Origin of the sequence: Alteromonas macleodii (assembly GCF_903772925.1) — a bacterium.
Taxonomy (GTDB): domain Bacteria; phylum Pseudomonadota; class Gammaproteobacteria; order Enterobacterales; family Alteromonadaceae; genus Alteromonas; species Alteromonas macleodii_A.
In genome coordinates this window covers 4,591,386-4,605,124 of sequence record NZ_LR812090.1, presented here as the reverse complement: position 1 = coordinate 4,605,124, position 13,739 = coordinate 4,591,386, and the positions used below count along the sequence as shown (strand labels likewise).

The window sequence follows — 13,739 nt, the reverse complement described above, 5'->3', positions numbered from 1 at the left end:
TCAAAGCATTACCACAGAGCGTTTAGTTGTCTTTGCTGGAACTTGAGGTTTCAGCGTTGCTTCTCTGTGATGACTCTGAATTATTATCAACCTCATCGGTATCATCACTGTCATCATCATCGTTATCGCTTTTGCGAGTTCTGTTATCACCTAAAAAGAACTCATAATAAAGGTCTAACGCAAATTCTGATTGATCTTCCAGTGTGGTTTGGATTGCCTCTAAATACAGGCTAGGTAGTAACTGATATTTAAGTGCCAAATCAGGTGGGAGTTGTCGACGTCTCAAGGTGCTATTGGCATCGTTATCTTTTATACCTACATCCACATTGTATTCCACCGAAAGCCGGTCGTTGATTTGGCCGGTAACAGAAAGCAAGTTTTCATTGGTACTCAAGCTAAAGTCGTCGATGCCTAAAGCACTACCTAACTGCCCGGTAAGGGTTTCCGTGTTCGACAGCCCAAAACCTAATAGGAGTGCTGCGTAGTTAGGATCTGCTGAACTGCCTGAATCTGGCCCAGACCCCGTTAATAGATACGATAATACGCCCTGCTGGTCCATAGAGGGTTCAGAGAAAAGGTTGATGCTTGGTGCGTCAGCGGCTCCGTCAATACGAATACCTGCTATCACATCATCGTCGGTTTTAGCCGGGTCTCTTATAGCCTCTACCAGTAACAGCGGTTGGTCGATAGGACCGTTGAACTGCACTTCGCCGGTTTGAATAATCAACTGCTGACCATAGGCGCTGTAGCGCCCGTTTATTATTTGCAGGTCTCCATAGCCAACTAACGCCGGCTGAGTGTTCACGCGTATACCGCCGAATAGGCTAGCCGTAAGGCCAAAGGCTTCAAGCTTTACCTCTTCTGTTTTGTTTTTATCAATATTAACCAACACAGATGCATGAACAATATCCAGCGGCTCTTCTTTGTCTGGCTCTCCGCGCAAGTGAACGTCCTTTGACGGTGACACTGCACTTTCAGGTAAGGACTCTACTTCAATACGGGCCCACGGAATATTAATATCGCCCGTTACATCGACCTTCTCTTTAGTTGCGGCAACATCAATATTAGGCGATACCTTCAGACGAATGTTTGGCTGTCTTATTTCAAAGCTGTTGCCCTTTAACTTGAAGTTAGCGCTAGGCTCTGATGACCAGTCGAGTTCACCTTCTAGCGTACCTTTACCTCCTCCGAGTATAAAACTGCCATCAAGCGCTGCAGTTTGGTCGCTAAGCACTACTTTTTGATTCCAGTCGGCTAATGTGACAGGCGTATCTTGAATATCTATTGCGCCGTTAGAAACGGTAAGCTCGCCATTTAGGGATGGGTCATTGACATATCCGCTAAGAGTAATATTACCGTTAAGCACCCCTGTTAAGGTGCGAATAGCGGGAGAAAGAGGTTTCAGTGGCGCTACATCAAGTCCCTCCATGACCAACTTACCGTCCAAAGGTATTTCCTCTTCAAACGGTCGGGTGTTTAACGTAAGTGTTGCATCACCGATATCTTGACTGGAGATCAGTGAGGTTGACTCCAGCTGCCCTTGTTTTATTTTACCGCTAGTTTCAAATGAGTTAATGGTAAGCGTTAATGGTCTGGTTTCACCTAATTGCCACGGGGCTGCACTCATTGACGCAGTAAAAGTCGCATCGATAGGATCTTGTTGTGAATAACTGCCTTTTGTTTGAATACTTAATGTAGCTTCAGAAGGCGCTGAAACCATAGTTGGCACTAGTTCATTCGCCCACAGCCCTACAGGTAGTGACGTTGCTTTGATATCCCAACTTGCTTTGCTGTCTTGATAATTCACGTTCGAGATGCACAGCTCTCCTTCGCGACGTGATGTCCAGCAGTGCTGGCCTATTTTGGCAGTCACAGGCGCGGTGCCTATATCAAGTGTGAACGGGCTTGATAACGCCCATTGCATATTAGCAAGCTCTAGCTGGGTATCGCTTATCTCACCTATCCAATGATTGTTTGCCCATGAACCGTTAAGGCTGAAGGCAATTTGATTATCGGGTAACGAAAGGTTTAGCTGTGCTTGGTGATCTTTATAAGTGCCATCTAGTGTTATCTCGCCGCTCAACGGTCCTTGCTGCGCAGCAGAGGCATTTAAATTTGGTGATATAGTGATGTTGGATAAATCTAACGTGCCGTTAGCACGTGGATTTTGCCACGGACCAGAGGCAGATATCTTACCATTTATCGCACCGGATACTTCTGGGTAAAGATTATTTATTGTGTTTGCGTTAATAGTAATATCGGCGTTTAAATGACGCTTGTTTAAGACTTGTGCAATAGCTCGAATAACGTTCTTTTCATTTTCCCCTTCTTGCACGATGTTTACGTTAGTAACGAATAAGTCACTGGGGCCGGCATACACGGCGTTGCCTTTTATTTCTAGTGGTTCACCTTGTAGCACGCCAGATACCTGCATATCTTTAAAGCTCATATGCAGCCCGCCACGCTCTGAGTACTGTAAAATGCTCTCTATCTCGCCGCTTAAGTTCTCAGGTGCGTAAGCGCTGAAACGCTGTGCAGACACGTTTGAAAGCGTGGTTTTTCCCTCCCAAGCAATACTCTCGTTTAGGTAAAGGGTACCTGTATTGACTAAGCTACCTTCTAGCGCCTCAATATTCGCCTGATTGACATAAATATTGTTCTTTTTAAGCACAACATCCAGGGATACAGGCACATTACCTATGTCTGGCAAGATTGCTGCACCGGTGCCTTTTAACTGGTAATCGCCCATAGTACCTTCAAGTGTCAGCGTACCTGCTTTTAACGTGGCGCTTTCCATTGTTGGAATGGGTTGTTCTTGCCACTTTGCAGTGAATTCAATGGGGAGTTCGGTATTAAGAACGTTTGCTGCCAAATTAGCGTCGGCGTTTACAGCCCCCGTTGTGTTGACGGAAAGTGCCAAATCATCAAGTGCCCCCGATGCGTTTAAGTTTACGGTAAGGGGAGCATCATCAAGTACTGTCTTTGCTCTAGCTGCAATGCTTAGCGGGAAGTTCCCACTAAGGGTGGCGCTCGCTTTTGCTTTTACTTCCCCTTGTTCATGCGCGACAACCATTTCTTCAATGGCAATATCACTGTCTTTGAACTGTGCGTCGAGCAGCGATATCAATGCTATTTGTTGTGTGCTATCGCCTTGGGTAACGTGTAAGTCTTCAACCAATAAAGTACCAAGCGATATGGGAATAGGAGCGGTGATTGTTGGTAATTCAGGCACCTCGTAGCTAAGCGAGTATGACTTAGGCAAGGCGCTTTCTTCATCTGGTGTCGCTAGCCCTGCTGTTTTTTCAGCACTTTGTTTAGGTGTCTGTTTTGACGTGGAAGGCTGAGCTTGAGAAGCTGTATTTGCTGCTGGTGAGCTTGTTTTTGTATTTTGTTCTAACAGGGCTATACGAACCCCTTTCGTGGCTAAACTGTCAAGAGCCAGCGTCTGGTCGCCGCTGAAATCTGCAAGCTCTAGCTCATCCACTTCAACGGTTGTGGTAAGAAGCTCAACGTTAATGTTTGCAAGGGCTAGATACCCTACTTCAATGGGAATAGGCAAAGAAAATTCATCGCCAGTGTTGGTTTCTTCAACTGTTTCTGGAGCAGCAGCGAGTTGCGTTAACGTGGCATTTTCAAGCGTGAGTTCATTTACGCAGACTTTTGGCTCAAAAAGACAACGCCACGTTATATCAATATAGGCGTACTGCGATGCCACGCGCCACTGCGCGTTTTCCCAGTGTAAATTGTGTATTTCAAGGGTATCGGCAAAACTGCCATCGATATCATCAATGGAAAGGTTTGTAACAAAGCTGTTCGCGATAAGTTTTACTGTTGGGCCGCCCAACGGGCTGATGAGTAGCGCATAAATGGCAACCAATAGCAGTACAGGCGAGAGCAAGATGGCAGAAACTGTACGTTTTCTCATAGCTCAGGCCCCAAGATTATGTGAATACGCCAATCATTTTCTTGTTTTGATAGCCCTCTGGCTAAATATACTCTTACAGCGCCAATAGGTGACAGCCAGTGAACCCCAGGGCCTATACCATAAGCGAGGGAGTCGCTTATATCGTTTGCAGCTTTACCCGCGTCTACGAAAGCGGCTATTCGCCAGTTATCTGCAATTGAGTACGCGTATTCTATGCTTGATGTGACTAGGTACTTTCCGCCAATAGATTCAAGGTCAAGCTCGCCAGTCTCTGGGTTAATAACATCTGCTTTCGGCGACAAATCACGATAGCTAAACCCTCTAACGCTTTGGTCGCCTCCAGCGTAAAAGCGAAGTGAAGCAGGCACGTCATCGAAAGAGTTTGTTTTAATTGCTCCAATTTCTCCGCGTAAAGTTATTCTGTGCTTATTAGCGAATGTACGAATTAACATGCCTTCAACGGCAGTTTTAGCATAGTCAATGTCTGAGCCAAAGCCCTCTTTGCCATATTGAGCCAGCACTTGAACATAGGTGCCGTTGCCAATGTTGAGCTCGTCGTCTTTATCTCGGTAGGTTAGTGAATAGCCCGGTAAAACTAACGAGGTGGTATTAGTATCAAGGTCCCCCTGATCGTAAGTCTCTCTAAGGTAGGTTACTGAATAATCATGTTGCCAGGGCGAACCATCTTGTTGCGTGTATCTATGTGCTGACAAAGAAAGGGTTTCGCTTTCAAATGACGTATTGGCGTACTCAATAAACTGGTAGCCCGCTTCGATACTGGCATAGTCGCGAGTGATATTTTTCATTGGAATGCGGTAGTCGGCGGTAACCGATTGTTCAGGCTCTGAAATAAAAATATCTGATGAAACCGAGTGCCCTTTGTCATTAACCCAAGGACGTTCCCAACCCAAACGTACTCGCGGACCTGTATCAGTAGCCGCACCTACCGAGACATTAAATGCATCGGTAGGTCTGTGTTGAAGCGAGACTTCAATAGGAACCAGTAAGCCTTCTGCGTCGCTGACTACTGGCCTTGCTATGACCCGGTTGAAATAGCCTGACTGATTTAAACGTCTGTTAAAATCGCCTAACACTGATGATGAATAGGCATCGCCAGTTTTAAAAGGTTTTAGGCGTTTAATAATCGCTTTAGCTTTATCATCACCTACGAATTTGAGTTCACCAAACTTATATTGAGGTCCGCTTTGCGCAATTAGCAGCACGTTTGCTTGTTTTTCGTCACGTACTAAATCTAGCCGTGTTGCCTGCCAGAAATAATCAAAATAACCATTGGAAAGAGCGTAATTAAACATGGAAGATTTAAATGACTCATAGATGGTCTGATTTAACACATCACCTTCTTTGAGTTTAAGTGAGTTAAAACGCTCTCTGAATGCTTTATCTTCACGACCAGCACCAATGATTTCTCGGGTAACTTTGTTGATAGTAAGAGGAGTATTCAAAGAAACCGTTACTGTGACCTTGTCCCCTTCTTGTATGCGTACCTTGGTTTCACTGTTGTAAAAGCCATAGGGTTGTACTGCCGTCGCCACCGCTTCTGCCACTTCGTCTTGCCAATAAGGGTCAGTTAGTAATGCTTTTTCGACATCAAGTCCGCTTAAATGCAGCCGAATGTTGTTACGTAGCTTAGCGTCTTCTACACCTTGAACATCGTAGGTAATTGACTCTTGAGCAAAAGATACCGTGCACAGCAAGCACAGCTGCACGCACAACAACGCCTTAGCTAATAAAGAGTCTGCTTTGGATATTTTGCGCACTAATTGTCGTGAAAATAGGCCTTGCAAAGTGGCAAGCCCGCTCCAAGTTGAAGGCATGAAAAGGCTAGATCCTTAAGGTAACGCTGGGCTTAGAAGCTTACTGGTTTAGGGTAAAATCCATATTATATCTGTGGTTAATAATACCATATCTGCATTTTGTATTCGCAAAGTACGACGAGAGATCAAATTATTGCGTCAATATTATCTATATTAACCCGTATGGGTTGGTTTTTTGTACATTTGGTCACAAATTTGTATACTCGAATTAACATGGTTTTGAGGCTTACTCATTAGCTAAGTTCCGCCCATAATAAAAAATTACAAGGGAATGTTATGTCTTACAGAAAGGCTTTCTCACCAGCTACGCTTATTGCTCTACTATTGTTAGCTATTTCAACTACGTTGAGCGCTGAGTCGACTACTCAGAAAAATGCCTACGATGCGTTTAGTTCGCTGCCAACCTATTGGACGCCATCTTTGTCACCCGATGGAACAAAAATCGCCTTTGTTCAAAATGTTGAACAAGGAGATGCGTTTGCCATGCTCGCCACCTTCGATTTGGAAAAGGGTGAAAAGCATTACCTACTTCGCTCTGACAATGAACGTGTAAAGATTAATTGGTACAAGTGGGTGAACAATGAACGTGTCGTGGTTAGCGCGCGCTATGAAACTCGCCGTGGTACCACAAAAGTGCATGACACCCGCTTGTTAAGTATTAAATTCGATGGCGAGGGCGGCGCGTTTAATATGGTTGAATGGGAACGAATTAAGCGTCGTGCCGGTAATCCTAACCACATTCCTCAATTTCAAGATGACGTTATCGATTGGCTACCTGATGACCCAGATCATGTGCTTATAGCAATAGATGCCGAGGTGCTAGGTTTACCTTCAGTGTATAAAGTCAATGTTAATACAGGAGGCGTAAGTCGCATTATGCGCGGTAAAAAGCGCATCAGAGATTGGCTTACCGATCAACAAAGTAACGTTCGTATTGGCGTTTCACTTAATTATGATAGCGGTGAGCGCGAGGTCTTCCTAAAAGAAGAAGATGGCTGGCGAACCTTGTTTGCCTATAACGCCATGACGGAGAAGGGCGAATATCCAGTGGGCTTTGCTAAAGACCCAAATATTCTTTATTACAAAGGCTACAAGGGCGACTATCGCGCATTATATAGCCTAAACCTTAAAACCAACGAGCGAACTGAGGTATATGCCGACGAAGGCTATGACGTCAACGGCAGCCTTATTTATTCACCCGTTACGCGAGATGCTATCGGCGTGCGTCATGACGGCCGATTTTATTGGGATGAACGCTATGTTGCACTTCAAAACGGTATCGACCAGGGCCTTCCTGATTATAACAACACGTTAGTTAGTTTCAGTGACGATGAGCAAACTTATATTGTTTATTCTGAGTCTGACATATTGCCCGGTGTGTATTTATTGGGTAACCGCAAGGAAGGCACGCTGAACATGCTATTTGAGCAATACAGCCAAATAGACTCGACGAAACTTTCCGAGCATAAACTTATTGAGTACGAAGCCAGAGATGGTATCAAGATTGAAGCATATTTAACCCTTCCTAAGGGGGACGGGCCCTTCCCAACCATTATTCATCCTCATGGCGGACCGGGGGCTCGGGATTTCAGCGGTTTCGATTACTGGACTGCATACTTCACCTCGAAAGGCTACGCGGTGTTGAGGCCAAACTTTAGAGGCTCAAGAGGCTATGGTTATAGTTTTGCGCAAAGCCAAATGAAAGGATGGGGCCTAGCTATGCAAGACGATATCACTGACGCCGCAGGTTGGATGGTAGAAAAGGGATACGCAGAGCAAGATAATATGTGCATAGTTGGCGCAAGTTATGGCGGCTATGCAGCATTAATGGCAACAGTTAAAACGCCTGAACTATTTCAATGCGCTGTAAGTTTTGCTGGTGTCAGTTCGCTTAAGCACGTCATCATTCATTCTCGCCGTTTCCTGAATAACGAATTTGTTAAAAATCAAATTGGTGACGACTACGATGATTTGGAAGCACGCTCGCCTTATTACAACGCAAAAGGGATCAAGACCCCTATTCTACTCGTGCATGGCGAAGAAGACCGTGTTGTTCCACCTCTTCACAGCCGCTATATGGCTGATGAGTTAGAAGACTACGACAAAGTTTTTAAATACGTAGAGCTTGAAAATGGAGACCACAGCCTTTCTATTCAGCGCAATCGCCACCTATTCTTTAAAGAAATGGATATATTTTTAGACCAATATCTGAAACCGACTAAGAACGGCGAGGCGGTAACAGCTAGTCTGTCAGAGGAATAAGACTCGTTAAAGATCGTAGTATTTACGATAAGATAGCCAAATCTGACGGCTTTTTAACCAGGTTTCAGTTATACTAATCAAGGCGCGACGGTTTCGCGCCTTTTTTAATTCCCTCACTTAATTTCATATTCGAGACTTTATGCCCCAGACATCTAATGGCGTATCTGATGATACTGCAGTTGTGCAAAAGCCCGCCCTTGGCCTTGTTGAATTTGTTGCTTTGATGGCGACCATGACATCGCTGGTGGCACTTAGTATAGACGCTATGTTGCCCGCACTTATTCAAATTGGTGAATCACTTAATGTGCAAGAGGCGCATCAAACTCATCTGATTGTCACCGTGTTCTTTTTAGGTATGGCGTTTGGTCAAATGTTCTTTGGCCCCTTTTCAGATAGCCGCGGCCGCCGTCTTACCATTTTAGTGGGTTTATGTATTTTTGCGTTGGGTACCTTTGTATGCATGCTCGCCACTAACCTTGAAACCATGCTGGTTGGGCGGGTTATTCAAGCGTTTGGTGTTTCGGGGCCTCGCATAGCTTCAATGGCCATTATTCGTGATTTATACGTGGGTGATGCCATGGCAAAAGTCATGTCGTTTATCATGATGGTGTTTATATTGGTGCCCATGTTGGCCCCAATTATTGGGCAAACTGTGATGGAATTGACGTCATGGTTTCATATTTTCACTATGTTCCTCATAGTGGCTACTATGGCTGGAATCTGGTTTTTCTCTCGCCAGGGAGAAACCTTGCCTCGGGCGAAGCGCAGAAAATTCTCGCGCGCACATTTTTTTAAATCCTCAAAATTTATCCTGACCCACCCCGAAGTGATGGGTTATACCTTTGCAATGGGCTGTATCTTCGGGGCGTTTTTAGCATATTTAAGCGCGTCACAGACCATCTTCACTGTGTTTTACAATGTTGGAGAGTGGTTCCCCTATATCTTCGCTACTCTTGCTTTTTCTATCGGTCTTGCCTCTTACTTTAACGGAAAAATGGTAATGCGCTTCGGCATGCGCAAGCTCTGTCGATTTGCGCTTAAAGGAGTAAATTGTTTTGCGGTGGTGTATTTGGCACTGTTATTTGCTTACGATGGCCTGCCGCCGTTAATTCCTACTGTGGCCGTTATGTTTGTTGGCTTTTTCTTCGTGGGCATACTGTTTGGTAACTTAAACGCTATGGCAATGCAGCCTCTTGGCGATATGGCAGGCTTAGGTGCTGCCATTATTGGCTGCTTTTCAAGCTTATTCTCAGTGCCCGTTGCGCTTATTGTCGATAGTTTTTTAAACGGGAATTTGATGCCAATAGGTTGGGGTTTTCTTATCTTTTTTGCGTTAGCTTATGCATCAGTTCGCTTCGCTGAACGCGTTCGGGAAGTGGTTGTTTCTTAAAGAGATAAGTGGTTGCTATTAACTGCTTTGATTTAGCTAAGCAGTTCGCTGTAAAGGATACGTGACTCACTGAGTTACAGGCATAAAAAAGCCCGACCAAAATGGTCGGGCAAGAGGGCTTAGTTAAGCACCTAACGACAGAAACTGTCCTATCCTATGATGGCTTTCATGTCAGTCATGTAGCCACGCAAGGTCTTACCTACCGATTCCACACCGTGTGAACGGATGGCTTCGTTAATTTCAACAAGGCGTTTGTTCTCTACTTGGTTAGAAGCAGAAGCTAAACCCTTACCGATAACGCTGGTATCGATGGTAGGCATAAATTTCTCACGCAAAATTGGAATTGCTGCGTTAGCAAACAAATAGTTTCCGTATTCTGCTGTGTCTGAAATAACCACATTCATTTCATACAAACGCTTACGTGCGATTGTGTTAGAAATTAGCGGTGTTTCATGCAGTGATTCGTAGTACGCAGACTCAGGCAGAATTCCAGCTTCAACCATTACGTCAAACGCAACCTCAACACCACACTTGATCATGGCAACTAGTAAAATGCCGTGGTCAAAGAATTCTTGTTCGCTGATTTCACCTTCGTAAGCTGGTGCGTTTTCAAACGCGGTTTCACCGGTTTCTTCACGCCACTTAAGTAGATTCGCATCACCATTTGCCCAATCTTCCATCATGGTGCGAGAGAACTCACCGCTGATGATGTCATCTTGGTGCTTTTCAAATAGCGGACGAAGTAAATCAGTTAACTGCTCAGAAAGCTCAAACGCTTTCACTTTTGCAGGGTTTGATAGGCGGTCCATCATGTTAGTTACACCGCCAATCTTAAGTGCTTCAGTAATGGCTTCTAAGCCGTACTGAATTAGCGCACCTGCATAACCTGGGTTGATACCATCATCAACCATTTTCTCGAACGCAAGTACTGCTGCAACTTGTTGCATACCACATAAGATGGTTTGCTCACCCATAAGGTCAGATTTAACTTCAGCCACAAATGAAGACTCAAGTACACCTGCGCGGTCACCGCCAGTTGCACTTGCCAGTGCCTTAGCCTGATCCCAACCTTTCCCTTCAGGGTCATTTTCTGGGTGCACAGCTATTAGTGTTGGTACACCAAAGCCACGCTTATATTCTTCACGTACTTCTGAGCCTGGGCTTTTCGGCGCACACATAATTACTGTGATATCGCTACGAATTTGCTGGCCTTCTTCAACAATGTTGAAACCGTGTGAGTAACCTAGGGTTGCACCTTTTTTCATAAGCGGCATTACTGCCTCAACTACACTTGCGTGCTGCTTATCAGGTGTTAGGTTGTAAACTACATCAGCTTCTGGAATAAGCTGCTGATATGTACCAACAGTAAATCCATTGCTTGAAGCGCGTTTGTAAGAGTCGCGTTGCTCATCGATCGCCGCCTGACGCAGCGCATAAGAAACATCTAACCCTGAGTCACGCATATTCAGGCCTTGGTTAAGGCCCTGCGCGCCGCAGCCTACAATGACAATTTTCTTGCCTTTTAAGAACTGACAACCGTCAGCGAATTCATCGCGTGCCATAAAACGGCAGCGGCCAAGCTGGTCTAACTGCTGGCGAAGTGACAGGGTGTTGAAATAATTAGCCATAAAAATTTCCGAACAACATTCATTTTTGTCAATATCAAACACCGACCTTGGCGTTGACAGACCTCGTCTATGACGACTTGGTAGTGAGACTAAAAGATTTCTTTTGTTTTGGAAAATGATATATTTGCAAGATAATATTGCATAAAGTGAAATGTATATGGATTTTCGCAGTCTACAGCTCTTTAACCACTTGGCTACCAGCCTACACTTCGGCGTTACCGCTGAGGCCATGTATGTATCGCCATCTACTTTAAGCCGCGTAATTCAGCGCCTTGAAGACGAGTTAGGCTGTACCTTGTTCAAACGAGATAACCGTAAGGTCGCGCTCACTCATAGTGGGCACAAGCTACTATCCTTCTCAAAACAAGCGCTAGCTGATTGGCAGCAATTAAAAATTGATTTAAAAGAAGATAGCGATGCACTTCAGGGGGAACTAAGCGTATTTTGCTCGGTAACTGCTAGTCAAAGCCATTTGCCCGCTATGCTAAGGCAGTTTAGGCAGCAACACCCGGGGGTAGATATACGTTTAATAACCGGTGACCCTGCCCTTGCCATAGAGAAAGTTAAAAGTAAGCAGTGTGATTTATCTATTGCTATTTATACCCCTGACATGCCAACAGATTTGCATTTCACCGCTCTTGATAACGTGCCTTTGGTTCTTATTGCGCCAAGGGAATGGCGACTTACTCAGCTAAGTCAGCTAGATTGGACCAAGCATCAGGTGATAATGCCTGAAACCGGGCCAACTCGACGCACCGCCTATCACTGGTTTGCCGAGCACGGTATTCGGCCTAACGTGTATGCCTATGTAGGCGGTAACGAAGCTATTGTAAGCATGGTAGCGCTAGAGTGTGGTGTAGGCTTTGTGCCAAAGGTAGTGCTCGATCACTCCAGTATGGCTAATGCGGTAACCCAAATTCAGGTTGAAGATATCGAGCCTTATGCCCTTGGCCTATGCTGTTTACAAGATAAGCAAAACGAACCGCTTATCAATGCCTTTATGCAGCTAAACCTGCATTCCCGAGGGTAAGTTATTTTATTAGTTACGCTTAGCTAGCACTGAGCTGCTTTATAAGGTTATCGAGAGCTCGATAGCCCAGAGCTTCCGCGATATGCGCCCTTGATACGGTGTTTTCTTCTTCAAGGTCGGCAATGGTTCTAGCCACTTTTAGCGTGCGGTGAAATACGCGCATAGATAAATTAAGCTGTTTCGCGGCTGCCTGTAAAAAGAGGAGATCTGCGTCATCTAGCAAACAGATGTCGGCAAGCTCCCCCGCGTGTAGAGCGCCATTGGCTTTGCCTTGTCGAGAGTCCTGTCTTTGCCGTGCAGCTATCACCCTTTCCCGCATGTCATGTAACGAGTCGTCAGGTCTATTGCCCCGCTCTGGCAAGTCGTAGTCTGGTAGTCTAGGCACCTCGACTTGTATATCTATTCTATCTAGCAGCGGGCCTGACAAACGGTTTAAGTAATTAAGTTGTTGCTGAGGTGTCAGGCGGTTGTCGTCAATATCCCCAGTAGGGCTTGGGTTCATGGCGGCTACGAGTTGAAAATTAGCGGGGTACGTTGCACTTCCTGATGCACGGGATAAATGCACGTCGCCAGTTTCAAGCGGTTCGCGCAATACATCCAGCGCTTTTCGGCCAAATTCGGGGAGTTCGTCTAAAAATAAGATGCCGTTGTGGGCCAGTGAAATTTCTCCCGGCACAGGGTTAGAACCACCGCCAGTAAGCGCTATCGCAGAACTTGTGTGATGGGGGGAGCGCAGGTGGCGGGTTAGAAAACGTTCAGCATTTAGCTTTTCGCCTTTCACTGAGTGAATAGCGGCGACTTCCAAGGCTTCTTCTTCACTCATATCCGGTAATAGCGACAACATTCGGCTGGCAAGCAAGCTTTTACCTGTGCCTGGCGGGCCTACCATCAGTAGGTTGTGAGCCCCGCTAGCTGCAATAATTAGGGCCCGTTTAGCCTGCTCTTGACCGATAATATCATCCCAACCCGTTGGGGATTTGCGTGATGAATGAGAGGTGAAAGGCTGGCCTTTGGCGAGCTTTTTGTTACCAGTAAGGTGTTCATAAACAGATAGAAGATCGAAGGCGGGAAAGCGTGTGGCGTGGGAAACCAAGGCTGCTTCAACATCGTTATCTCCCGGATACACCAGGGCTATATCTTCGTTCGCTGCCGTCATCACTACAGGAATAAGCCCGTTAACCGGTTTAATCTCACCGTTTAGCGCTAACTCGCCCACAAAGGCAATATTAAGCAGGCTAATATCTGAAATGTAACCCGATGCTGCTAAAATGCCAACGGCAATAGGAAGGTCGAACCGGCCGCCGAACTTTGGGATATCAGCCGGCGCTAAATTAACCGTTATACGTTTAGCAGGAAATTCGAAACCACTGTTAATTAGCGCGCTGCGCACCCGCTCACGGGCTTCTTTTACACTGGTTTCAGCCATACCGACCAGTTGAAAGGCAGGTAGTCCATTAGCCAAGTGAATTTCAACACTTACCTCTGGTGCAGACACCCCCTGCCCTGCAAAGGTTTTAACAACAGCCATTCCCATATTGTGAACACCCTCTCTTCTTACACACTCATTGTTCGCCTAATTGAAATTTCAAAACTCAAGTGCGGCTAAATAGTTAACGCTTTGGGCATAAACTCTAGTGAGAGTGGGATAAAGATGTAACTGTACTAACGA

Annotated in this window: 7 protein-coding genes; 3 read left to right on the top strand and 4 right to left on the bottom strand. The window is 45.5% G+C overall.

The window, feature by feature from the left end; genetic code table 11:
* Positions 1 to 22: 22 nt before the first annotated feature.
* Positions 23 to 3,925, bottom strand: coding sequence for a translocation/assembly module TamB domain-containing protein (locus PCAR9_RS19710; RefSeq protein WP_179985060.1), 3,903 nt, complete (start codon positions 3,923 to 3,925; stop codon positions 23 to 25).
* On the bottom strand, positions 3,922 to 5,760 hold the full coding sequence (locus PCAR9_RS19705; RefSeq protein ID WP_179985059.1) for an autotransporter assembly complex protein TamA: 1,839 nt from the start codon (positions 5,758 to 5,760) through the stop codon (positions 3,922 to 3,924). Before PCAR9_RS19705 ends, PCAR9_RS19710 begins: the two co-directional genes overlap by 4 nt.
* A 276-nt stretch (positions 5,761 to 6,036) precedes the next feature.
* Here PCAR9_RS19705 and PCAR9_RS19700 point away from each other — a divergent pair, with 276 nt between their 5' ends.
* On the top strand, positions 6,037 to 8,022 hold the full coding sequence (locus tag PCAR9_RS19700) for an alpha/beta hydrolase family protein (protein ID WP_179985058.1): 1,986 nt from the start codon (positions 6,037 to 6,039) through the stop codon (positions 8,020 to 8,022).
* A gap of 139 nt (positions 8,023 to 8,161) precedes the next feature.
* Positions 8,162 to 9,412: a multidrug effflux MFS transporter gene (locus PCAR9_RS19695; RefSeq protein WP_179985057.1), complete on the top strand. Its 1,251-nt coding sequence runs from the start codon at positions 8,162 to 8,164 to the stop codon at positions 9,410 to 9,412.
* Between the two features lie 149 nt (positions 9,413 to 9,561).
* On the opposite strand, the gene ilvC is transcribed toward PCAR9_RS19695, so the two are convergent.
* Positions 9,562 to 11,040, bottom strand: a complete 1,479-nt coding sequence (ilvC, locus tag PCAR9_RS19690; protein ID WP_179985056.1) for a ketol-acid reductoisomerase — start codon at positions 11,038 to 11,040, stop codon at positions 9,562 to 9,564.
* Between the two features lie 157 nt (positions 11,041 to 11,197).
* Here ilvC and ilvY point away from each other — a divergent pair, with 157 nt between their 5' ends.
* Positions 11,198 to 12,070 (top strand): HTH-type transcriptional activator IlvY, encoded by an 873-nt coding sequence (gene ilvY, locus PCAR9_RS19685; protein ID WP_179985055.1) that lies wholly within the window; start codon positions 11,198 to 11,200, stop codon positions 12,068 to 12,070.
* 19 nt (positions 12,071 to 12,089) lie between these two features.
* Here ilvY and PCAR9_RS19680 read toward each other — a convergent pair whose 3' ends face one another.
* Complete coding sequence (locus tag PCAR9_RS19680) at positions 12,090 to 13,604, bottom strand: YifB family Mg chelatase-like AAA ATPase (protein WP_179985054.1); 1,515 nt, start codon at positions 13,602 to 13,604, stop codon at positions 12,090 to 12,092.
* Positions 13,605 to 13,739: the final 135 nt, after the last annotated feature.